Origin of the sequence: Arenibacter arenosicollis (assembly GCF_014397245.1) — a bacterium.
GTDB classification, from domain to species: Bacteria; Bacteroidota; Bacteroidia; order Flavobacteriales; family Flavobacteriaceae; genus Arenibacter; species Arenibacter arenosicollis.
In genome coordinates this window covers 77638-101120 of sequence record NZ_JACLHY010000020.1, presented here as the reverse complement: position 1 = coordinate 101120, position 23483 = coordinate 77638, and the positions used below count along the sequence as shown (strand labels likewise).

The following is a 23483-nucleotide window of genomic DNA, read 5'->3' as shown; positions in this document are numbered from 1 at the left end:
TTAGGTATGATACTTTAACTCCAAATATTGTTATTTATTCTGTTTAATCGACAATAAATCCGTGTTTTTTCGTTGAAATGGTGGACTTTCCAACTACAGCTTATCCTGAACTCCAGTTTATTTATCAAGACTTTAGCTTTCATCCAATTGTTTGGGAAAAGACACGCTCAATATTATTACCTTATTCACTAATCCTAAAAATATCTTATTGTAATTGAGAAATATTGCTTCGAGCTTTAAACTCTTCAATTTTGATCTTGAGCATTTTTAGGCTCTTGTTAAACCTTATCTTGGTTTTGGAAGTTTGGTCGTCTTTTAAACTTATAACAAAATTTTGGTCAATACCTCCTTTGTTCAGACTTGTAGCCCGGTCTATATTTCGGTTAAACTGAAATTCTTGAATGTTCTTGGATAATTGATTTTTTGGTTCGTTAACTAATCCGAATATGTATAATAGTGCAAATGCCGTGGCGAAACCACAAAAGAACGGAATAATCATTTCGAGTGAAAAAATCATAGCTAAAAAAATAAAGTTGACCTAGGTGAAAATAATAATGCGGTTTCCTAAATATTAATTCAAATGAATCAACCATTAGTTGAAACGATTATATGATAATGAAGGACAACGAAGGCATTCAAGATTTCACCTCAATTTTTCCTCGAAGCGTTCTTTTTCAAAAGGAAAATATTACGAATAGCAACGATAAAAATTGGAAAGGTAGTATAATGAACATGTTGAAGAGGATAAAAAATTTTGCATTTGAGCTAATGAGAAAATTATACCTAGGCTAACTTTAATTCATCAATATTAAATCTCACGAACAAAAATAATATGTGATGAAAAGGTCTATTCTATTATTTGGTACTTACTTATTGGCTTTATCTGGGTATGTCATCGATCGGGATGTACCTCCTTTTGACAAACAGGTTTTTAAAATGGACACCATTGTCGAATCCAACGACATTGCTGACCAAAATTTAACGGGCAAAACCCAGGGGTTATCAAAAAAAGTCAAAGAAGACATTTATAACATTTCCGAGGATAATTAAATACCATAATCATTTAGTGATAGAAAAACCTCATTGTAAAAAGCCTCCGTTTTGTTAAAATTAGCATTTTAATTAGCACTACTTTATTGTCGAAAATTATGCGGAGTTAAGTATCTATTTTTGTAATCGACCGAATCTCCCGGTAGATCCTTTCAAAATTCATTCTCAAATCTTCTTGGGAATAATAATTCCTTCTGGGTGGCAATTCCTTTATGATAGATTGTAAATTGAATTTCACCTTTTTGTCCTTTCCATCTGCAAAAGCAATAAATTCTCCTTGTTGTAAACGAAAAAAAACATCGGCCCTACGTTTGGAGACCTCCTTTTCCCCTGTGGTAATCCGAGTATCGAAATTAAGGTTATTTCCACGGTTGATACTTGTCGTTTCCTTTCTAACGATTTCAAAGAAGCGTTCGTAGTATTTGGCGGTATCGGGGTCGTTTACCTTTCCGAAAAATTGGTACGAGAGGTTGGCCAATATGGCCCTGCTCATTTTGTCACCATAAAGGATATCGTTCTGTACCTTGTCCTGCATTACGTATACGGTGGCAATATCATAACTGCGCAAGGTAGCAGGAATGCGGTGCATATTTAAAAGTTTTAAGGTAGGAGCCTCCTCCATCAACAGAAAGGAACGTCGTTGGTTTCTGACACTCATCTGTTTTATTACAGTATGTAGAACAGCTGCTATTATAGGTGAATAAGCGGCTTCATATTTGGGATGGTTCACAAGGGAGATCACTGCTGGGTTTTCCTCACTGTTTATATCAAGAGGTACTTCATCCTTGGAAAGCACCATGAACAGTTGTTGGGAACTAATCTTCTTGAATGCGTTGGCCAGGGTGCTCTTTACTCCGGCCGTTTGTTTGTCGGAATCCACCCCGTTGATAAAGGCACTGGCCATACCTTTGGAAATAAGGTCTGATTTTAAGAATGCAACCAACCTATTGGTGTCCATGGATTGGAATATGGCAATTAAATGGGGAAGGGTACAGTATTGCGGAAAGGACGATTTTAGCTTCCATATCAATCCGCTTAACAGTCCTTCAACGGCATCATTGAAAAATTTGGTGGTACTATTGGAACTGGCCTCATTAAATTCCAGTAAATTTTCGACAAGCACTTTGGAAATTTCATTGACACTCTCCTCGTTGTGCAAGTATCTTGGGGCTATGGGGTTTACTTTAAAGTGAATTTGATCAAAGGCGATGGTATAGAATTTTATTTGATCATTAATAGAGAATAGGGGATAGGCCATCTCTGTGAGTTCAAAATTCTTATAATCGTGTAGGATTCCGCAAAATTGCTGTTGACTAAAATGCTTCAAAAAATTATAGATGACACTTTCCGTCTTTCCACTGCCTGCAGCACCAATGACGGATGCCCCGCGTTTGATATTATCGATTTTAAATTTACCGGTTTGCAGTTTAAAATTTACCTGATACACTTTATCAGTAACGTGGGTTCCTTCCTTATGTAGAAAAACGAATAAAAACGTACCGATAAATATAACAGGTATAACGACATAAAGAACGGTATGTGCCCAGTCGGTGTTCATATCCCAATGGAACCCGATTGTATGGCTTTGTCCAGTCCTTTTTTTAATCTTTGTAGCGTTTTAAGGGCTAGCTGTACCTTATTGGTCGGAATATTCATCACTGGATAATCAATTCCTGTTTTGCGCAATAATTTAAATGCTAGGTTCTTTTCATTGGTAGGAAGTCCGGAAAGAATGGAGAAAAATTGTTTTGGGTTATTTATGAATGTTTTTCGAGCTTGGTAAGTTTCAGCATAGTTTCGGTGGTAACCAAATAGCTTGTCAAAAGTTTTTTCGGAAGATGAGAAAAACTTATCCCTATCAAAGCCGCGTTTTACAGCTTTCCCATTAAAAATGGTCTCTGATGACTTGTATTTGCTACCTGGTGACAAACTGAAGGAGTTGGACATATCCTTTCGGCTGACAATGATATGGATGTGGTGTTGCGGTCCCTGTTTGGCCATGCCCTGTACAATACGTTGCCCATTCTGCTGATGAGGAGCCTCCCTTTCCAGCCGGGCAATATCGCGTAGTAATTTCGCAATATCGCCTTGTGCTTTTCCCTGTTCAATATTTCGAATTTGCTTTTTTAATTCCAATATTTTAGTCGCATAGGGTTGATTTTCCCGAATCTGGTGATCTGTCCCTTTAAAAGTTCTATGGTGTTCAATTTTTGCAAAGTATTTAATATCGTCGATAGTCACGGCCCTCCCATTAATTTCACGGTTAAAGGCTGCGGCATAGTCCTTCATTAAATCCCGGGTATATTCTTTGAGGTTTTGTGAGGGGTTTTGCAATCTTTTTAATTCAAAGGCACTTGGATTAACGGTAATGGAGTAGAATTTGGGCTCCGTTTTTTTAAGCTTGGAAGTATTGCCATCAATTTCTTGGATCACTTCTTCCTTTGATATCCCATCTCCGTATTGATCGAAGAAATGTTCCAAGTCGTCCATGGACCTATGCTGGTTTTCCTTCTCCAGATAGGCTACGAAATCCGCTACGCTTTGAGCAAAGTTACCGTCCGTCTTTTGTTTTGTTATCGTGATGTACATGGTTCAATGATTTTTTTAAATTTTCAAAATCCTGTTGGCTCATCTGAAGTTTTAGGTATCCACTGCCAAAATTTCCTTTAACATAGGAGACTTTATCCAGGATATTTTCAAGATGGTTTTTTACTTTGTGATACTGTACCCGGATATCTTCATATTGATTTCGATAATATTCAAGCTCCTCATTTTCTGAAATCAAATCATGTTGTTCGAACATTAGTTTATCATCAGTAAATTGGGTTTCGTTTTTATTTTCTTGAAACAATAATTCCAACATGGCGTTGGTAGGTTTGGTCTGGTTTTTTTCGATGTTCTTGATTATGGCCACTAGGGCATTTATCCTTTTTTTAAGTCTGTTCTCCAAGCTGATCATATTGGGTCCCATGGAATCGTTGGGGGAGATTTCGTTCCACTCGAAAAAATTGATCATGGTCTGTATGGTTTTCGAGTGGGAGCGACCCACTTTTTTGGAAAACTTCCGAAACCGCTCAGCGATATTGGATTTGATACTTATCGCTGAAAAGTCATATGCCTTTTTGCCTTGAAGATTCATTTACTGTAAAAATTCACTATTATGTTGGCCTCGCGCCGGATTTACTGTAGTCACCTCTGTCATAACTTTTAATAAACCCACCTACACTCCTGACATTCAATTAAATACAAACAATAACATTGCCTTGGCATGTTATCCTCTTGCTTCTCCTTTTTGTCCGCTGATAGCGCTACAAAAACCTCGAACATAAAATGTTCATCCGTTAAAATATTCAGTTAGAATCGCTATCCTGGAAAGTCAAATCAATAGGAATCAACGAATCAAAAGATGTACTATGAAACTGTCTTTTAAATATATTCCTTTTGTCCATAAAACTAAAATGGGAAATGGCACCAAATGCTTCGTTTTGATATGAAAATAAATGGGATTGAAAAAAAATGGGAATAAAAAGGATTAATGCTCCAAAAGTCAGGACAAAAAAAAGGCCCTGCGATTTGCAAGGGCCCGGGGGATTGTACCTAGGTTAAAAAATAATTGGCTTTCAAACTCATATTAGACCGTGATCCGAAAAACTAAAGTATCCGCCATCTGGTGCAATGATCAAATGGTCCAGAACTTTTATATCGAGAAATTCTGCGGCATTTTTTATTTTCCGAGTAAGGAGCACATCGGCCTCACTTGCCTTCAGTTTACCACTGGGGTGATTGTGGACAAGTATTATCGCCACTGAAAGGGATTTTAGGGCTACGGCAAAAAGTATCCTTAGATCCACCAAGGTGCCGGTAATGCCGCCTTGAGAAAGCTTATAGATACCTTTGACCTTATTACTATTGTTCAACAGTACCACCTTAAAACATTCCTGTATCCCTATGGTATTCTTGTTCCACTGGTTGTATAATATGTTTGCCGCATCCTGTGAGCATCCAATCACGTGCCAGAAGGGAGAGCGTATTTGTTCTTTGTAACTTATCTGGATTTCATTAACTTTGTATTTCATTATCAAGTGTTTATATATTGATTTAGTAAAAAGAGGGATCAATTTTCGGGTGATACCCTCTTTTTTTGTTTAGTTATTTCCTAGGAGCAAAATTTCCCTAGCTTCCACTTCGGTTATATAGCGTTGAATGCCATCGTCAGGAGTGTATGTTCGGGATTTAAGTTTTCCCGTCACAGCAATTTCCTTTCCCTTGGCCGCGAACTTTTCTATAATTTCCGCACTCTTGCCCCATGCCACTATATTGTGCCAATTGGTTTCCTTCTGTCTTTCTCCATTGGAGTCTTTGAAATAGGCATTGGTCGCCAAGGAAAATCGAGCCACTTTTTTACCATTTTCTAGATTCGTAATGTTGGGATCCTGTCCTACATTACCGATTAACTGAACATTGTTTCTAATAATTCCCATAATTAAAATATTTAAGGTTTAACAAATGATTTACTTATTATATCCGGAGTGTTTTCCTTTTTTTTGTTAGGCATTGTCCACTTCCGTTTTGAGATATTTTCGATGATTCCATAATTTGATATTTCGATTTACTTTCCATAGAGCCGTCGTCGTTACCTTTTTTTGTTGCTTGATGGAATACAATATTTTTGGATGAAAACACTTATAAACAGTGGGGAAGGAGCGATGGCTTTATGCAGTGTTTTCATCCAAAAATATTGTTGTTTTGCCTTCAAAAAAAGGGAGCGGCTACAGCGGTGCAAGTGAATTGAAAGACAATGTAAAATCCATAATGTCCGGAAGTGGACAATGCGTAAATCGAATACTAAAACTATATCTTATATCTATTTTGAGATACTGGAAACAAATACCAATAGTGGGGATGTAAGTGCGAAAAATTCTTGGTGTTACTTACGTTTAATAGTATTTATATCATTAAATAACAAACACTTATCATAACTTATTAAAACTTATGGTTAAAGATGAATATCCAGAAGTAAAGACCTACTTCCCTTTAATTCCCTTAACTCAAGAATCAATTTTTCCATAGGTGCCAGTACAAACTTGGGAAGGACAAATACAAACCGTTTCCTCTCCCTGTTTTTGATGATCTTTGGCAGATCGTAGGTATAAATTGTCTTCAATTGAATATTCTGAAAGGAAGCTTTAGGCCTATTGGCTCCATTGGCCTTATAAGCATTTAGATAATCGATTTCGAAATCGATGCCAGAATTATTCATAGCCTCAATAATCAGAAAAACTTCAGAACCGTAATAAACAGGTTTTAATAGTTTCAAGGATATACCCCGTTTTTGTCTGGAAGCAATATATCCAGATTGGGATTTTATTACATGCCTACATGCCCTGTTAAAATAGTCCGACCTAACGTCATTGGATTTCGTATCTATTTTTACCGAATCCAAGATGGTCTTTTGAGGGACTTCGTTCCCAATACTATCATTTTCATCTATAAAATAATTTAGATTGGTCAATTGCGGTTCGTATTTTAAGATATAGGAATACAGCTGTCCTTTGGAAGTAACCACCAATAGATTGCTTTCAGGACCGGGCTGTGCCTGCAAAAGACCAAAATGCTGTTCCTTTTCCCGGTTATAGGTAAATACAAAATGTTGCGCGCCCGTAATACCCTGGCGAATCGGTTCGGAAAAAAACAAGGCCACATTTTTTTGTTCATTGGCATAAATGGTATCCAAGGGACCTTGAGCGGACATCGGAATACAAATACCAAATATTAAAATAAGGAGTAGGGTTTTCATTGAAAATATAATTTAGGATTGTTCTTTTTCAATTTTAGTATCAGTTTGTAATTATCGATTATCGTGGCCCGAGTGTTCCTTCTATTACGTCTAAAGATCCGCTGAACCCCTTTAATTTGTGGCATCCCCGTAATATTTATATCGTCCACTATATCATCCACCACTTCATTTGTGGCTTCCGCGCGAAAATTATTCTTTAGATATATGCCCTCGGAACCATCTTCAAAATCGTAGGCCATTAATTGTATAGGGAAATGGTCGATGTTTTCAATGCGTATTAATGTTCTGTTCGGCTTAAAACTTACGAATCCATAGATGCGGGTATTTTTAGGAATCAAAACACTATTGATCTTCGTGTCTTGCAATAGGCGCATTCTTAAACGATAGTCCGTCTTTACAGTTTGAGTACCGTCGACCCTTGCCAGGATAGATTGGGGAGAAGTGGTCCGGTCCTCATCAGAAATAGGGTGGGATGCAAAAAAAAGTTGATGATCAAGAGCCAATTCCTTGGAGGCTACCTGGGTTTCCGCAGTTGTAATTCCATCATCTAAAGGATTAACTTCCGCTATCGGAATACTCGCCCTAGGGGCGTGCATTTTTACATTGTTATAGTGCTTTTGTGAATATTGTATACGTCCATATTTATAAATGCTATCCACCATTCGCCTTTTCTCCTTGTTCAATAAATCTGGGTCGTACCGCCCGGTGGAATCCAAAAATTTATCATTGTAGACACTGGGTACATTTAATTGTTTTTCCTCTTTAATATCGTTAAGTGCATCCAATTTTGAGTCATATATTTTTTGTTCATTCTTTAATTCCGGTAAAGGAATTTGATTGATATCCAGGTTGGGATTCTCCCCTTCATCCATTATAATTACGGCATAGGCGGTAATAAACAGGAGAATACAGAGGAGAATGGACGTAAAAACGATTTTGTTCTTTTCAATTTTCATATTGTTCCAGTTTTCTCATCGTATTTTCAAAAAAATCAGTGATTAAAAATCCATGGGTATTATTGGGGAAGACCCTTTCAATTCGGATAAGTCTGCCACTGCTGACCAATTCATAGGTATCCTTGGTTGCCCCCCTATTAATTTCAAAAATTGTTTTGGTCTCAAAAGCGAAAGGTTCGCTGTCCAAATTGATTTTAGACTCTATGGAAAGTACCTTCTGCACGAGGGAATATTGCAGCAAACGATTATATACTCCTTCGGCCCTTTTCTGCCTATAAAGGGCATCAACAGAGCTATTGCCCAACCACAGAGCCTTTTCCAAATTGTGCTCATAATTATTTGGATTGATATTGTAAAAATAGTTGTGGAACAATTCCAAGTGAGCCATGGCCTCCACTTCCAAGTTCTCTTTTTGATCTACAAGTTTTAGGGGAATTACATTCCCTTCAGTATTTACCATAAAAGCATTGTTCATGGCCTCATTGTGAAGCCTTAATACCAGGAGCATGGAAATAGCACTAATAGCCGATGACGCAATGACTACCGCAATGACCACAAAACGATTCAGTCCAAGAATATTTCGTATGTTTTTATAAGGTGTTTTCATTGATTATTTCCGATTAAAGATTTAAGTCGCACTAAAAAGTCTAAGCGTAAATGAGATTGCCCTGCGGTACAAGGTGAATTTTAGCAACACAATAAACCCAATGGACCCCAATTGAACGACGGGGGCAAAAGTTTGGCTTCCCCATTCAGTTCCGAAGAGACTAGGCCAGAAATTAGTATTTACCTCTGTATATAGTTTGTTTATGAATATATTGACCAAGAAGAAAGCGGGCACCAACATATATACTCCAGTATAGAGCTTAAAAAAATTATAGGCCATGGACCGAAATTTCTCAAACACTGCCAAGCTAATGACCAATGGAAAGAAGGCCTGCATAACCCCCATCAGGAAGAATCTTTGGGCCAAGAACAGGGGGTATATGAACAGATCTAAAAGCCATAATATCATACTGATGATAAATGCCAATATTTTAAGCCCGAACAAAGGTGTTACCAAAGCTTCATAGAGCAGTGCCATTGCCTTTTTGGCAGCTTCGACCGCACCTACATCCTGTTCGATATCCAAATCCTGTAATTGTAAGGGAAGCAGGGCAGGGGCGGTGTCCCGGTATTGGGTTTCAATAGCCACCAGAATATTATCAAAAACACCAAGTACCTGTGTTGAAAAAATAACCAAAACGACCACTGTAAAGTTCTTGGCCAATTCGGCCGGGGTCAAACCCCAGGTATAGCCTTCATTATTGGCCACTCCCTCACTATATTTTTTTAGAATATTGAAAAGGAACAGAAGTACGGCAAGGGTTTTCATCCCAGTAATGGTGTATTGTGAGAAATCACTGTTCTTTATAGTTTGAAAGACAGTGTCCACATATTCAAGCCCTATACTTAAAAACACCCCTGACATTAGTAATTGGTTTCCCTGTTGTTGATTTTGTGTTGCATTTCCCTAAAGGTGATTATCTCCCGATAGCGTCGGGTCTTGGCTTCGATTTCGGCTACCATTTCCTTGGATTCTACTTCCTTTTCTTTGAGAATGGCGGTGCGTTCCGCATCGGTCATCTTCAAATTATCACTGGAAAGCACTTGATCAATAAAATCCATTGCCAACAAGGAATTTTCTATGATACTGTGGAACGAATTTGAAATACGGTCCACTTCCCCAGGCTTGATAAAGGGAGAATTCAGAATTTCCCTTAGGTCACCTTGGACCATATCATGGAGATGCTGGTTGTTCCTGGCCAATTCCCTTACAGCGTTCAATTGTTTGACCACATTGTTTACCCTATCGATATTCTCCTTCTGCTCCTTTAAAAATTTAACCGTCTTCAATAATTCCGCGGTCTGCTTTCCTGACTCCAATAAGGACTTCATAAAGGATATAAAATTGGTATTGTCATAAACGGGCATTCCCTGGGCCATTGATGTGTTTCCCATGAATAGGGCTAAGGTCAGAACCAAAAATAGTTTGAGGTTAGAGTGTTTCATTTTATTTAGTTTTAATTGTTAAGTTCACTAGAGGCCAATGACCTTTGTTCAACAAATTGGGTAATGGCCATTTCCATGTTATGATGTTTATCATATAGGTCCATTATAATTGTATTTTCGGCCCCATCAGTTAGGTAGGCGGCATAGACCTCTGGGGGGACTTCCAATCTAAAAACGTTACTTTCCTTACCAATTTTTATAAACATTTCTGTATATTTTCGACCACTTCCCAGCTGGTTCCTAATGGATTTCAACTGGTTCAGGTCGTGTGAGGAAAGATTGAGCCTATTCCTCAATTCATCATAACCCTTTTCATTCCTAAGGCTATATATTACTTGAGTGTTCTCAAGAATACTTGCCGATGTGGAATTATTGGGCAATTGATTGATGGATTGAAGGATAATACCGATGGCCCCATTTTGTTTCCGGATGGCTTGGTAATAGAATTCGACGCTTTCAAGGACATTTTTAAATTTCAACTGTTTAGCAAATTCGTCGAATAGAATGATGCCCTTTTCCGCCTTGTTCCGCCAAATAGTCCTTTGAATAGCCGATTTAATCAATTTGAGCATAACAGAAAGAATTTCCTTATTGTCCTTTACCTCGTCAAGTTCGAATACAATGAGTCTTTTGTCTTCCAATCTAAAGGTTTGGTCAATCCGCGAATTAAAAAGAAAACTATAGATTCCATTCCCTACATATTCCGAAAGGATATGGAGAAAGTCATAGATACTGAAATGTACTTCCCGAATCTGAAGGTCATTGATCAAGGTAGTCTTGTTGTCATCCACAAATTTGTACAATGAGGCCAAGGAATGAGCCCCTTTGACCTTCTCATAATAATAAAGGAGCACTTTTTTAACGGAGACTTCTTGAGCCTTGGTGGTTTCGCTTCTCGCGGCCAACAGCTCCAATATAAAAACAGTAAGATCTTCCAGTCGTTCAGGGGTAAGATCCGTCTTGTCCGAAATATAAAAAGGGTTGATACCAAGATTTTTTCCTTGCTCATATCTTAGAACAATGTGGTCTTGCGGATAGAGCTTTGCAAATTTATCATATGAGCCACCCAGGTCGATTACCACTAATCTGACACCACTTTCAAAATATTGGCGAAGGATATTATTGGCCAGAAAAGATTTCCCTTCCCCAGTGGGTGCAAAAATGGCAAAGTTCCGGGCTTTGATCCGTTTTTTGCTTTCGTCCCATACATCCTTTAAAATGGGGATATTATGCTGTCTATCATTAAACACAATTCCCGTTTCATCGGACAAATAATTTCCGTTGTTTATGAATAGGCAAAGGCAATGTTTAAGATCCATCACATAAAGATCTTCATTGGAAAAGTTGGAGGTAAAACAACAATAGCTGTTCAGAAAATAATGTTTCCTTTCCTCACCTTTGGGATAATAAGGGACTATATCCAATTCCTTGAACTCCGTTTTGATCTTTGTTGCCAATCTTTCCAGCTCAAGTTTTCCCCGGCCCCAAAAAATGATATTGAGATGGCCCCTAACTATTCTAGAACTATCATCCTCATTGATTTTGGCTAGGATAGCCTCTATTTTTCTAAGAACAACCTTATTCTGGGTTCCAAAATTGGAGCTCTTCTTTAGTTCCTCTATATTTTTCTCCAGAAATTTTCGCCACTTTGTTTTATCGTCCATATAGATAATCTGGTTGATGATATGGTTCTTGTTGAGCTTAAGCCCCAATCCATCCATAAAACCTTGATGAAATATAAAATCGTCGGAAGTAAACTTTTCATTGGGTTTACTACTTTCGATACGATCTCCGAAGCAGAGTTCACTATTTACCGCCATCAGATCAAACTGGAAATCACCTATATCCAAACTATTCTTATTCAATTGGATATCGGTGTCAAAGCCATTATTAAAACCGTTGAAAAATTGATGGGTCATCTGCAAGATCCCGACCTCCTCCATAGGAGTTAAGGTTATTTTTCCTCCATTATTGATAAATGAAACCGAGTCATTTACCGCATTGATAAACTCTTGGGCATTATGGTCCACCTTCTTAAGGATACCCTTGTCCACTTTCCGGAAGGGATTGACAAATTTTGAAGCGTTAAATGATTTGTCAAGGGGCAGAATAAAAAAGAGATAGGAAGACTGCATCATAAATTCCCTGCCCTTAAAATAGTTGTAGGTTGCCTTTTGCAAAAAACTATCTTTTGGGAGATTGCACGCATTAAAAATAGCCTCCCTATAAACATCCTGCTTATGTATAATAGTGCTTACCGGCAAGGATTTAAACGCTTGGAACCAAGTTCCGTGCAAATCCTCAAAATCCTTTTCAGACAAGGAATAAATTTCAGGGTTCAATATGGAATAGCATAGGACCAAGTTGCCATTATTGGCAAAGACCATATGTCCCTGAATATCCAGGATAGGATGGAAACCAGATATATTAATCTTCTTCATAGTCCAAGAAACTTTCTCTTTTATTACTGATGGTATTGGGCAGCACTTTTTTAAGATGGAATATTTGTGGATTGTTATTGCAATAGGTCAGGGCGCTGAATAGAAGAATATTGAAAATGATGGTTGAAACAATTATAGGAAGGTTGAACGAAAAGATAATAAGGATCAAGGAACCTATAACGGATGTCATCATAATGGCAAAAAAGGTTATGGACAGTCCCATGATCATTGCTTTTTTCCGAATATTCCTATAGACTTCGAACCTTTTCATTAAACAACAATTCCGATGAGATAAGTAAAGATTCCAACAACGGCTCCAGCTATAAGTACAAATACCAATACACGCGTAATGCCCTTTTTAAGGTCTGAGTTTTCCCCGAAGAAATGACCGGCATTAAAAAGAAAGCCGATTAGAAAGATAACACCCAAAATAATTGGGAATATAGTACGGATGGTATCCGATACATCATTAACGGATTGCTCTATACCCCCAATTTGGGCGGAGGTGGATTTAGAAGTCATAAAAGCAAGACCAACCAAATATTGTAATTTTTTCATTTTATCAAGTTTAGTTTTTAGATAAATTCTGATAAACTAAAATTAGTTTATATTTGAATTTAAAACACTGATTTTCAGTATTTTGTGAATAAAATATTAATTGGATTGTTTTAATGGATTTTGGTGATAAATGACATCAAAAAAAATTGTAGAATAAAATTGAAATGTTAATAAACTCGGAGGATAGCAAACGTAATTGCCATAGAAACGTCATTTTATGGCTCGTGTTCTTAAATATGTACCTTATTTTTGGCCAAGGAGGAACAACAAAAAAAATCTTGGTCATCGATCCGGGGCATGGGGGAAAAGACTCTGGTGCGGTAGGAGTCAATAAGGTTTTGGAAAAGGAAGTGGTTTTGAACATTGCCCATGAAATCCAAAACTTAAATCATTCTATTTTGGATAACGAGTTCGATATCTATATGACCCGAAACACTGATACCCTGATTTCTTTGCGGGATAGAAGTAGACTGGCTGCGAGTATAAAGTGTGATCTTTTTGTGTCACTACATTGCAACGCGGCCAAGACCAATGCCCGCGGCATGGAAATTTATTATCCCAATAAGGAAAACCCCAACATTGAAGTAGCCCAACATCTGGCAAATTCTATTCTAGAAGAGATTATTCAAGAATTGGGTATAACGGAAAGGGGGGTAAAGCTGGCCAATTTCCAGGTACTGAGGGAAACCATTGGGTTTTGCCCATCCATTCTTATAGAAACTGGCTTTGTCACCAATCTTGATGAGGTGGAATATTATGGACAACCAAAAAGCATTAGGGCAATCGCCATGGCAATATTGCTAGGTATCTACAACCATTTTAAGGAACAATGATAAAAAAAAAATAAGAAAAAAATCTAGGTCAAATTCCAATCGGCATTGGATTGAACCAACATCAATGGACAATAAGCTCATTTAGCTAATAGGTTTCTCAAGCAGGGATATAATACCATGGTAATTCCACAAAGACATATCTAGACCAAACATTCAAAAGGAACAGCCAAAATAAATACCTACGTACTCCACTAAGATTATTCCAATAATAAAACTATATTCTCTTATCTGCACTGTCCTTGTCAAAGGCTATCAAATTAAACAACTGCCTCATTCGTGAACGCACCCTGGTGCCGTAACGTAGCTCTAGTTCCTGGGCATTGAGATTGGTTGTAGCGTGAGTACGGATGTTGTGGTTCAATAATAGTTCGTAGCGTGAAAGAAGTATTTCCCCCATGACATTACAGTCTTTGGCGAAATATCGACCAGTAGGCTCTACGCCCAGGTCGTCAAAACAATAAAATTTACCATTCCCATAATCCTCAACAATTTTAAAGCCGATATTATTGAACGCGAAAGTAATATTCCGGGCTGGTATCACTTCATAGGGTCTACCGTTCGGAGTCAGATGACGAAGCAACTTCATGAGACTGGTCTTGCCACAACCAACGGGACCGGAAAGAAGGATTCCTTTGGTCAGGTCCAGTCCCAGTTTCCCGCAATTGCTTCGGTCCTTAATATAATAGTTGCAAAGCTTGAACAAAATCTTGCGGTCCTCCTCAAATATTCTAAAATTCTTTCCGAACAAAAGTTTCCCTTTGGCATTGAGATAAGCCAGTATACTATCAAAGTCATAGCAGATTTCATTATTCTGTAGACTTCCTAGGACATATTTTTTATGTCCCTCAAAGATAATGTGTGGGTTCATAATGGCTGATTAAAGTTTTTCATTGAACTGGTCTTCAAGTTGTCCGTATTTTGGCTAACCGGGATAATTGTTTTTTCGGCTTTAAACTCTGTTTCCTTCAGCATCCATTTCCGGGCTATAGCGAACCAATTTACAATTTCCGTTGTTCCTCCTAGTTTCCATCCTACACTTTGATAATGGTTGTAGAACTTTTTGGCTTCGGTTATTGGCCAATTTTCATCTTTAAAAAAAGTAACAACTTCATTTTCGTTTTGGGGCGGGCCATGTTTGCCCCCCTTTGTATTGTTTTTTAATGTTTGTATATGTTTATTATTACGTACCACTACTTGTCCATTGCTTGTCCCGTTTTTGGCACTGTACGGGTACACCACTTGTCCATCACTTGTCCCAAAATTGAACATCTTGATCCTACTTCCCTGAAAAGGGTTATGGGACGGTATATATTTTAAGTATTTCCAGTGATCCAATTCCTTTAAGCAGCGGTGATAGGTAGATTTTGATCCTATTTTTGCATAGGCCATTACTTCCTCACGGTTGATATGGAAACTATCCCGAAAATGATAGTTGTTCCACAACTGAAAAAGACCCACGTACAAACTTATGTGGGTAGGGTTCAATCTGTGGTCCTTTGAAAATTGTAGAAAGACGCCATTTAGGTGTTTTATATAGTTCATAGAAAATCAATATTCATGATGTATTCGATTGGACAGCATGATTTTTTGAATATCCTCGGTATCATAAAAAAGAATTCCTCCCATTTTGGTATAAGGCAAAGTTCCGTTGATTCGTAGATTCTGGAGCGTTCCGGCACTTATTTGAAGCATGTCCATAACTTCCGAGGATCGGAGATACCTTTTAAGGGTACCGTTGGCTTGTTTTGAGAGTAGTTGTTTCATACCCTCCAATAGTTCGATCTTAAACTCCCTAAGATCGTCTGTGGTAATCAAATTTGCTGGCATAGTGTAAATGTTTAAAGAAAGGGACCAACAGAATTCAATTTTGACCATTGTCGGTCCCGATCATGATTTGACTTTCGCTTACAAATCTTACTTTTTTCAGAAAAATAAGTTCACCATATCACCCGTAATGGGGTGAACAATTAACATTTGCCTTTTAATGGATAAAAATTTAGGCATTTGATCTATTTAGGAAGGGATCTTCAGTAAGTATATCACTAAAACCTAAATATTAAAAATTTAAAGGGAAGCGGTAGTTCTTTCGTAGTTACGTATTTCGATCCTGTTTGTTATTATTTGATTCCATCGGTTGCTACATCGTGCAAATTATAGGTTTGTATTGATGAACTGGACATATTCATTTCTAATTTCGTCGTATAGCACACCCATCCTTTCATGCAATTCCCGGGACATTATTATTTGAAATTCCTTTATACCTATCTTTAATTTAAAATCCCTATCGATCTTCCCATACATGAAATCTCCGGTAGATTCCTTGCTGTTCAAGGTTTCCAAAGGTTGCGCGGCAAAAAACAATTCCCGAAGGTCATTGGTCGCATAGGAATACCTTACATTAAATGATATTGCCTTGTAGTGTTTGGTATATTCACAAAATTTAGAATTCTCTTTTTCCACAATTAATAGATTTACAATTGATGCATTGAATAAGCACCATCCAAATAATACCTTAATTCCTTATATATCAATACTTTTTCGATATGTTTCATTTTAAAAAGACCAATTGCAATACAGAGTTAATCATTTGGAAGAGCTGGATAAACATCTACAAAACAATTTCGTATCCATACTTAAAATAGTGGCGAATTATCCACAATATCGACAAACGGTCTGAAATATTGGGCTTATTAAAATTCGTTTACAACTAGACCAAATTATTATCATTTTATCCATTACATCGGGCGGGCTGTTTAGGGAGATCTATTTTTGGCCAAGATTTAATAAAGACAGAAAAATGGCTAAAACAATACTTATTAAAAAGGTCTATTCAGAAGCCTTTAAGAACCTGGGAAACCAAATTATAAAGAATGGATTTAAGATATATTTTTGGGTGTGCACCCTATTGTTCGTAATGGTACTTTACGCATTTACAGATAGATTGATGAATGGATTCATATGGGATTAATTTATCGATATCCATATTTGACCGTCCTTCCTAAAAAAATAAATTAATAAAAATTTATACCTGTAATCACTTTAATATTCCAGTGGCTATCCAATACCAAAGCATTGTTTTGAATGGCGTGTTATGACCGAATATATCGACGGAAATAGTAATGATTTGGACTACATACTTTTAATATAGTTTAAATATAAATTGACCTTTGGAATAATTCTGCTTGTGTTGCGATATTCAAAAAATCAATAAAAAGGAAGTTTCTTTATTGGGTATGGAATTTACCTTTAAATTGCCCCCGTGCATCCGCAGTATCTGCTTGGAAAGACTTAATCCTACCCCTGTTCCCGAATTTTTGGTGGTGAAAAATGGGACAAAGATTTCATTTATCAATTCAACAGGTATTCCTGGGCCATTGTCCTTTACTTCTATATATTTTTGCCCTACTTTGTTTATTCCGGCCATCAATATTATAGAACTATCTTTTTGCTGTTTAAGGGATTGCAGAGCATTTCTACACAAATTGATTAAAACCTGAGTAATTTGTTTTTCATCAATAAAAAGTTCCAGGTCCTGGGTCTGCATCCGCATTTCAATGGAAGTATTTGAAAATTCTTTGTCTTGCCCTACCAATAATATTACTTTCTCCAATAAATTAGGTACACGAACAATTTTTTTATCCGGCATAGGAACATTTAAAAAACTGCGGTATGATTGCACGAAACTCATTAAATTAGTTCCTTGATCTTTTATCACTTCCAGGCCCTTAATGGTGTTTTCCAAACGTTTTTGATATACAGTTTCATCCTCAAGGTTTTTGTCAGTAATCGTGTTATATTTTAAAATGGAATCGGAAATGGAAGTTATTGGAGTGATGGAATTCATTATTTCATGGGTCAATACCCTAATCAACCTGGTCCAAGACTCGGTTTCCTTTTCGTCTAATTCCTGATGAATATCTTGGATGACCACCAATAACAATTCTTGTCCATCCATATTAAAGGAGGAGGACTTTATTGCCAAATCTATTTTTTCCCGTTCATTGGTCAATTGGAGCATTCGACGTTCAAATGGGTTTAATTCACTAAATAACTGATACAAATCCTCATCTACTTGCGTTAGTTGCTTAATGTGGTTAAGGGGCGTGTAATTCAGCATTTGTTCAATTCTGGGATTGGCAAAAAGAATATGTCCTTTACCATTGATTGCTAAAATGCCAATGTCCGCCTGTTTTAGGATCTCTTGGTAAAATCGTTCTTGGGTCTGATTTTTCAAATGGATCTTTTGAATCATTTCATTTAGCATATTCAGACTGTGATTGAGCTCTTCAAGGGATTTAAGAGTCAACTTTTCGGGAAATCTAAGGGTGAAATCCTCATTTTTTATAGCATCGAAGAAATAGGCAATTTTTCTATTGGTCTCATTTACATATCTGATTAAATAGTAGGCTTGAAATACCAGTGCAATTAGGGTTAAAATGCCAAAAACATAGTTTTCCCGGGCCAATAAAAAAGCAAGCATTAAGGATGTGGCGGTAATAAAGATAACTCGGCCTATGGTTTGGAAATAGAAGTTTTTACTCACCATTATTATCCTGTTTTTTAATTTTATTATAGAGCGTTTGTCGCGATATTCCCAATTGCGTCGCCGCTGCACTATAATTGCCATCATGGCTTTGCAGGGCATTTACAATCATAATTTGTTCCATTTCCTCCAAGGTTTTAAGTCCTGCTGGCATTAATTGGGATGGTTTCGCATTCAATATAAAATCCGTAGGTTTCAGAATATTTCCTTCGCAAAGAATTACTGCCCTTTCCAAAGTGTGCTGAAGTTCCCTCACATTTCCCGGCCATGAGTATTGCATCAGCTTTTCTTCGGCAATATCGTTTATCCGGAGTCCGTGTTTTGCATATTTGGCGCTATATTTTTTCAAATAAAAATCAGCAAGTATCAAAATATCATCCCCTCTATCCCGAAGTGCTGGAACCTGAATATGTATGGTATTTATTCGATATAAAAGATCCTCTCTAAAGAGACCATCGGTTACCATTTGTTCCAAATTGCCATTGGTGGCACAGACCAATCTAATATCTACCGGAATGGGCCTATTGGATCCCACGCGTACTATGACCTTATTCTGAATGGCGGATAGTAGTTTAGCCTGCATTTGTAGGGAAAGGTTGCCTATCTCATCCAAAAACAGGGTTCCTCCATTGGCCGCTTCAAATTTTCCGGTCCTGTCCTCCTTGGCATCCGTAAACGATCCCTTAAGGTGGCCAAATAGCTCACTTTCGAATAGATTTTCTGATATAGAACCCATATCGACCGGGATGAAAACTTCATTTTGTCTTGGAGACATTCGGTGCAATTGTCGGGCAATTAGTTCTTTGCCAGTACCGTTTTCACCGGTAATCAAAACGTTCACATCGGTTTTGGCCACTTTATTGGTAAGGTTCAAAACGGCGGTGAGTGCCTTCGAATTCCCAATAATATAATTTTTGTCCTGATTAATTACCTGCTTTAAATTACTTTCCTTTTGTTTTAATTTACTAATTTCTTTCTGGGATTTGCGAAGCATATAAGCCGCTTTTACGGTAGCCAAGAACTTATCGTTGTTCCAAGGTTTTAATATAAAATCGGATGCTCCCTCTTTTAGCGCCTGTACCGCTAGTTCTACCGCCCCGTAAGCAGTCATCATGATAACTGCGGTAAGAGGTGCCTTTTTCTTAATTTCCTTCAACCAAAATAATCCTTCATTTCCCGTATTTACTCCAGCAGAAAAATTCATATCCAACAAAACGACATCAATTTGGGATAAGTCGGGAAAGGAAGATATCAGATTTGGATTGGAAATTGTAGTAATGCTGGTGTATTCAAATTGCAACAAGATTTCCAAGGCGCTCAAAACACTTTTATTGTCGTCTACAACTAATATTTTTCCCTCGACCATAATATTATTAATAAGGCATTTTTTTTGATCAGTTTTTATAAATATCTCTTTTGCTTGAAATAAGTGGGGCGGATATAGATTTGTTGTCAGTGTTGAAGTTTAACGAAGAGTCCACTTCACCTCCCTTTCTTATCCCAGCAGACAATTACTTCACTTATCAAAATTACAATTTGTAATAATAACGACATAAATAGTGTCCAAATATTGGACAATTGTTGTACAACTATTTTACAATCAAATATGTCGCATTCTAAAATAAAAATATAACTAACTGTAAATCAATATAGTAATTATTTGGCACAGACTTGGAATAGGGTACTTTGCCAATTATTGTCATAGCGGTGGAATTGGTGATTTTTTTAACCCTGTTTGTATTATGAATTTTATAGAAGGAAAATTGCTTCTCTTGTTTTTGTTTAGCTGTGTTGTCGCCAATGGTCAGGAGAACTGGACCTTGGAAAATTGCATTTCCTATGCCTTGGAACATAATCTTACGCTGCTGGACTATCAATATCTGGAAGATTCGGGTAAAGAGAATTATAACCAGGCAATAAGGGACATGCTTCCAAGGGTTAACGGTTTTGGCGATTATAATATTAGTTATGGTAGATCTACAGATCCAAATACCAATGATATAATCGATACGGAATTTTTTTCCAATGGCTATTCCTTGAACGCTTCCATTGATCTTTTTCAAGGTTTCCAAAAGGTCAACACTATTAAAGCAAGTAAGCTTTTATTAAAGGCTGCACAGGAAACGTCGCAACAGCAGAGATTTTTAATGGCCCTTAGGATTATGACGGCCTATCATGACATTCAGTTTTATGAGGGTCTTCTGGCAATTTTAAAGGAACAATTGGCAATCTCTGAAGACAATTTTAAACTGGCCAATAAACAAATTGAAATAGGGTTGAAGGCCAAGGCCGATCTATATGAAGCAGAATCCATATTGTATACGGATCAATTGAACGTTACCCAGAATGAAAATCTGTTACAGGCCGCAAAGCTTACCCTGATACAGGAAATGAATTTGGAAAATGCCAATACCCTGCAAATAAACCCTTTAGTACCCAATACAATGGCCGATAACAAGCTGTCAGCAGATAGTATTTACGGCCTGGCCAAGGATTTCGTACCCCTTCTCAAGGCCCAAAGGTATAGAACTGAGGCAGTCAAAAAACAACTGAGTGTTGCCAGGGGAGCGCTTTACCCATCACTTTCCTTTGCTACCGGCTATGGTACCGGATACTATGAAACCACTAGGGACACCTTGGGCGTTACAATTCCATTTAAAAATCAAATTCAGGACAATGCATCCAGATATGTGGGATTTTCGCTTAATGTTCCCATTTTTAATGCCTGGTCTACGCGTTCTGCCATCAAGCAACGGAAAATTGCTTTAAAAAGGGAAGAAAATAATCTGGAAATACAGGAGCAGGAAATTTTTAAGGCCATACAACAACTTGTTCAAGAGAATAAGGCGTTAAATGTTGAGCTCATTCAGAGTGAAAAGCAAATTATGGCCCAGGAACAGGCTTTTGGAGTGGCACAAAAAAAATATGAAAAGGGCTTGTTTACGATAATGGAACTTAATCTTGCAAAGTCCATGTACGCCACATCACAAAATAAAAATCTACAGGTAAAACTACTGCTTCAAATTAACCAGAATACACTGGCCTTTTATCAAGGTCTACCTATTTTTAACATTAATAGCACCAATTAAAATGGATATACAATTAGAAAAGAAGAAAGGATTAAGGCCAAAGCACTACGGGTATATTGCTATTGGAGTTATCATGCTATTTATGGGTTGGAAAATGATAACGGCCAATACGGGCCATACTTTTAGAACGGAAAAGGATAAATTGTCCATAGCGGAGGTGGTACAGGGAAAATTTGATGATTATATCACCATCAACGGTACGGTGGCCCCTATTGCTACCATATATATGGATGCCTACGAAGGGGGGCGTGTAACCGAAAAACTGATTGAGGAAGGGGCCATGGTACAAAAAGGGGATATTATCCTTAAACTGGAGAATATTGGTCTATATGAGCAAATATTGAACAGTGAAAGCAATTTGGCACTTAAGCAGAACGACCTAAGGTCTACCAAAATAACATTTGATTCCAGACAGGTTGAGGGTAGAAAATCTTTGGCCAACGCGCAGTACGATTTAACAAAATTGAAACGGAATTTTGAACAGAACCAGGAATTATACGATGATGAATTGATTTCAAAGGAGGAGTATTTAGTATCGAAAGAGAATTTTGAGCTATCCCAAAAGCAATATGAAATAGTTAAACTACAGACCGAACATGACGATGAAATGCGCAGCACCTCCTTGGCGGGATTGGATGCAGATCTGGAACGTATGCGCAAGACCCTTACTATGGTTTACGAACGCCTGGACCATTTGAACGTACGGGCACCTGCAGATGGGCAATTAGGGTTTTTGGATGCCGAAATAGGACAGAATATAAGTCAAGGCCAACGTATTGGGCAAGTAAATGTACTCACAGATTATAAGATCGAGGCAGATATAGATGAACATTACATAGATCGTGTGAAACGCGATTTAAATGCAACTTTTGAGCGTAATGGAACAGAGCATACCCTGCGGTTGAGAAAGGTATATCCTGAAGTGCGCAATGGCAAGTTCAAGATCGATTTGGTCTTTATAGGTGAAAAACCACAAAACATCCGTGCAGGGCAAAGTTATAATATAAAACTTCAGTTGGGCGAATCCAGTGATGCACTCTTGCTGCCCAAAGGAAGTTTTTTCCAAAGTACCGGGGGACAATGGATATTTGTGGTAAGCCCGGATGGTAATGAGGCATTGAAGCGGAAAATAAGAATAGGAAAACAAAACTCCAGATATTATGAAGTGCTGGAAGGATTGGAGAATGGAGAAAAAGTAATCACCTCCAACTATGATAGTTTTGGAGATGCCGATAATATAGTGCTGAAATAACTTCGGCTTGGCTCAGCTACCCAATTTGGAAAAAAGAACCCTGAGCGGAGACGAAAGGTGGTCTAGCAGAAAGAATAACACTAAAAAACTGTAACTAAAACGAAACATAGAAGTCTTTAATTATAACACTTAAAATCCAATCGAAGAATGATACAAATACAAAATCTAAAAAAAAGCTTTAGGACCGAAGAAGTGGAGACATTGGCCTTGAACAATGTAAACCTCAAGGTTCAGGAGGGCGAATTTGTAGCCATAATGGGACCTTCGGGTTGTGGTAAGTCTACCTTGTTGAACATTATTGGTATGTTGGATAATCCTACCTCTGGAAGTTATCAATTCGCTAGCCATGAAGTGGGGCACCTAAAGGAAAATCAACGTACCCAATTAAGAAAAGGAAACCTGGGTTTTGTTTTCCAGAGTTTTAATTTGATAGATGAACTTACCGTCTTTGAAAATGTGGAATTGCCATTGATCTATCTTAAAATGAATAAGAATGAGCGCAAGCAAAAGGTAATGGCCGTATTGGAACGAATGAAAATAGCGCACAGGGAAAAGCATTTTCCACAACAACTTTCTGGAGGTCAACAACAGCGTGTAGCAATTTCAAGGGCAGTGGTTACCAATCCCAAGTTGATCTTGGCAGATGAGCCAACAGGAAATTTGGACTCTAAAAACGGGATCGAAGTGATGAACCTATTAACAGAGTTGAATCAGGAAGGAACCACCATTGTGATGGTTACCCACTCGGACCGGGATTCTCACTATGCACACAGAGTGGTAAACCTATTTGATGGGCAGATTGCCACCGAAAGCCATAATAGGGCTATGGGGGCCTTGATGTAGAATACTAGGCTGGGCTAGGAAAGTTTAACTTATAAGAATAGGAAACCTACATGGTTTTGATGCCTGGGA

General features: G+C 37.7%; 26 protein-coding genes. 6 read left to right on the top strand and 20 right to left on the bottom strand.

Annotated elements, in window-relative coordinates:
* Positions 1-205 precede the first annotated feature (205 nt).
* The gene (locus tag H4O18_RS16910) at positions 206-517 is read right to left on the bottom strand and encodes a hypothetical protein (protein WP_187586734.1); all 312 of its coding nucleotides are present in this window, start codon (positions 515-517) and stop codon (positions 206-208) included.
* A 320-nt stretch (positions 518-837) separates the two neighbouring features.
* Here H4O18_RS16910 and H4O18_RS16905 point away from each other — a divergent pair, with 320 nt between their 5' ends.
* The gene (locus H4O18_RS16905; protein WP_187586732.1) at positions 838-1050 is read left to right on the top strand and encodes a hypothetical protein; all 213 of its coding nucleotides are present in this window, start codon (positions 838-840) and stop codon (positions 1048-1050) included.
* Between the two features lie 106 nt (positions 1051-1156).
* Here H4O18_RS16905 and H4O18_RS16900 read toward each other — a convergent pair whose 3' ends face one another.
* From H4O18_RS16900 to H4O18_RS16840, 13 genes are all read right to left on the bottom strand, one after another.
* The gene (locus H4O18_RS16900) at positions 1157-2608 is read right to left on the bottom strand and encodes a type IV secretory system conjugative DNA transfer family protein (protein ID WP_187586730.1); all 1452 of its coding nucleotides are present in this window, start codon (positions 2606-2608) and stop codon (positions 1157-1159) included.
* Positions 2605-3639: a MobB family relaxase gene (gene mobB, locus H4O18_RS16895; RefSeq protein WP_187586728.1), complete on the bottom strand. Its 1035-nt coding sequence runs from the start codon at positions 3637-3639 to the stop codon at positions 2605-2607. The genes H4O18_RS16900 and mobB overlap by 4 nt, the downstream gene beginning before the upstream one ends.
* Entirely contained in the window at positions 3602-4189 is a 588-nt protein-coding gene (locus H4O18_RS16890) for a BfmA/BtgA family mobilization protein (RefSeq protein WP_187586726.1), read from the bottom strand. The genes mobB and H4O18_RS16890 overlap by 38 nt, the downstream gene beginning before the upstream one ends.
* Positions 4190-4676: 487 nt before the next feature.
* A complete protein-coding gene (locus tag H4O18_RS16885; protein ID WP_187586724.1) occupies positions 4677-5126 on the bottom strand; it encodes a JAB domain-containing protein in 450 nt (149 codons plus the stop codon).
* Positions 5127-5195: 69 nt separating this feature from the next.
* Positions 5196-5531 (bottom strand): single-stranded DNA-binding protein, encoded by a 336-nt coding sequence (locus tag H4O18_RS16880; RefSeq protein WP_187586722.1) that lies wholly within the window; start codon positions 5529-5531, stop codon positions 5196-5198.
* A 515-nt stretch (positions 5532-6046) separates the two neighbouring features.
* On the bottom strand, positions 6047-6847 hold the full coding sequence (locus H4O18_RS16875) for a DUF4138 domain-containing protein (protein WP_187586720.1): 801 nt from the start codon (positions 6845-6847) through the stop codon (positions 6047-6049).
* Positions 6844-7803: a conjugative transposon protein TraM gene (gene traM / locus H4O18_RS16870; protein ID WP_187586718.1), complete on the bottom strand. Its 960-nt coding sequence runs from the start codon at positions 7801-7803 to the stop codon at positions 6844-6846. The genes H4O18_RS16875 and traM overlap by 4 nt, the downstream gene beginning before the upstream one ends.
* On the bottom strand, positions 7793-8410 hold the full coding sequence (locus tag H4O18_RS16865) for a conjugal transfer protein TraK (protein WP_187586716.1): 618 nt from the start codon (positions 8408-8410) through the stop codon (positions 7793-7795). The genes traM and H4O18_RS16865 overlap by 11 nt, the downstream gene beginning before the upstream one ends.
* Before the next feature lie 21 nt (positions 8411-8431).
* On the bottom strand, positions 8432-9274 hold the full coding sequence (locus tag H4O18_RS16860; protein WP_187586714.1) for a hypothetical protein: 843 nt from the start codon (positions 9272-9274) through the stop codon (positions 8432-8434).
* Positions 9274-9804: a conjugal transfer protein gene (locus H4O18_RS16855; RefSeq protein WP_484463090.1), complete on the bottom strand. Its 531-nt coding sequence runs from the start codon at positions 9802-9804 to the stop codon at positions 9274-9276. The genes H4O18_RS16860 and H4O18_RS16855 overlap by 1 nt, the downstream gene beginning before the upstream one ends.
* A 62-nt stretch (positions 9805-9866) precedes the next feature.
* Positions 9867-12296, bottom strand: a complete 2430-nt coding sequence (locus H4O18_RS16850; RefSeq protein WP_187586710.1) for a TraG family conjugative transposon ATPase — start codon at positions 12294-12296, stop codon at positions 9867-9869.
* Positions 12283-12567, bottom strand: a complete 285-nt coding sequence (locus H4O18_RS16845; protein WP_187586708.1) for a hypothetical protein — start codon at positions 12565-12567, stop codon at positions 12283-12285. The genes H4O18_RS16850 and H4O18_RS16845 overlap by 14 nt, the downstream gene beginning before the upstream one ends.
* Positions 12567-12854, bottom strand: coding sequence for a hypothetical protein (locus tag H4O18_RS16840; protein ID WP_187586706.1), 288 nt, complete (start codon positions 12852-12854; stop codon positions 12567-12569). Before H4O18_RS16840 ends, H4O18_RS16845 begins: the two co-directional genes overlap by 1 nt.
* A gap of 236 nt (positions 12855-13090) precedes the next feature.
* Here H4O18_RS16840 and H4O18_RS16835 point away from each other — a divergent pair, with 236 nt between their 5' ends.
* Positions 13091-13687 (top strand): N-acetylmuramoyl-L-alanine amidase family protein, encoded by a 597-nt coding sequence (locus H4O18_RS16835; protein WP_246474367.1) that lies wholly within the window; start codon positions 13091-13093, stop codon positions 13685-13687.
* Between the two features lie 214 nt (positions 13688-13901).
* Here H4O18_RS16835 and H4O18_RS16830 read toward each other — a convergent pair whose 3' ends face one another.
* The 4 genes from H4O18_RS16830 to H4O18_RS16815 all read right to left on the bottom strand — a co-directional run bounded on the left by H4O18_RS16830 (position 13902) and on the right by H4O18_RS16815 (position 16147).
* Positions 13902-14555 carry a P-loop NTPase family protein gene (locus H4O18_RS16830; RefSeq protein WP_222942445.1) on the bottom strand — a complete coding sequence of 218 codons (654 nt, stop codon included), beginning with the start codon at positions 14553-14555 and terminating at the stop codon, positions 13902-13904.
* Complete coding sequence (locus H4O18_RS16825) at positions 14552-15229, bottom strand: hypothetical protein (RefSeq protein WP_187586702.1); 678 nt, start codon at positions 15227-15229, stop codon at positions 14552-14554. Before H4O18_RS16825 ends, H4O18_RS16830 begins: the two co-directional genes overlap by 4 nt.
* A gap of 6 nt (positions 15230-15235) precedes the next feature.
* Positions 15236-15514: a helix-turn-helix domain-containing protein gene (locus tag H4O18_RS16820; protein WP_187586701.1), complete on the bottom strand. Its 279-nt coding sequence runs from the start codon at positions 15512-15514 to the stop codon at positions 15236-15238.
* Between the two features lie 324 nt (positions 15515-15838).
* Entirely contained in the window at positions 15839-16147 is a 309-nt protein-coding gene (locus tag H4O18_RS16815; RefSeq protein WP_187586699.1) for a hypothetical protein, read from the bottom strand.
* A gap of 337 nt (positions 16148-16484) precedes the next feature.
* Here H4O18_RS16815 and H4O18_RS16810 point away from each other — a divergent pair, with 337 nt between their 5' ends.
* Positions 16485-16655, top strand: a complete 171-nt coding sequence (locus tag H4O18_RS16810; RefSeq protein ID WP_187586697.1) for a DUF6747 family protein — start codon at positions 16485-16487, stop codon at positions 16653-16655.
* Positions 16656-16883: 228 nt separating this feature from the next.
* Here the strand turns inward: H4O18_RS16810 and H4O18_RS16805 are convergent, their stop codons facing one another.
* Both H4O18_RS16805 and H4O18_RS16800 read right to left on the bottom strand, forming a co-directional pair.
* Positions 16884-18233, bottom strand: a complete 1350-nt coding sequence (locus H4O18_RS16805) for a sensor histidine kinase (RefSeq protein WP_187586695.1) — start codon at positions 18231-18233, stop codon at positions 16884-16886.
* Positions 18223-19596 (bottom strand): sigma-54-dependent transcriptional regulator, encoded by a 1374-nt coding sequence (locus tag H4O18_RS16800; RefSeq protein WP_187586693.1) that lies wholly within the window; start codon positions 19594-19596, stop codon positions 18223-18225. The genes H4O18_RS16805 and H4O18_RS16800 overlap by 11 nt, the downstream gene beginning before the upstream one ends.
* A 376-nt stretch (positions 19597-19972) precedes the next feature.
* On the opposite strand from H4O18_RS16800, the gene H4O18_RS16795 reads away from it, so the two are divergent.
* From H4O18_RS16795 to H4O18_RS16785, 3 genes are all read left to right on the top strand, one after another.
* Entirely contained in the window at positions 19973-21319 is a 1347-nt protein-coding gene (locus tag H4O18_RS16795; RefSeq protein ID WP_187586691.1) for a TolC family protein, read from the top strand.
* Position 21320: 1 nt separating this feature from the next.
* Positions 21321-22571, top strand: coding sequence for an efflux RND transporter periplasmic adaptor subunit (locus H4O18_RS16790; protein ID WP_187586688.1), 1251 nt, complete (start codon positions 21321-21323; stop codon positions 22569-22571).
* 147 nt (positions 22572-22718) lie between these two features.
* Complete coding sequence (locus H4O18_RS16785; protein ID WP_187586686.1) at positions 22719-23414, top strand: ABC transporter ATP-binding protein; 696 nt, start codon at positions 22719-22721, stop codon at positions 23412-23414.
* Positions 23415-23483 lie beyond the last annotated feature (69 nt).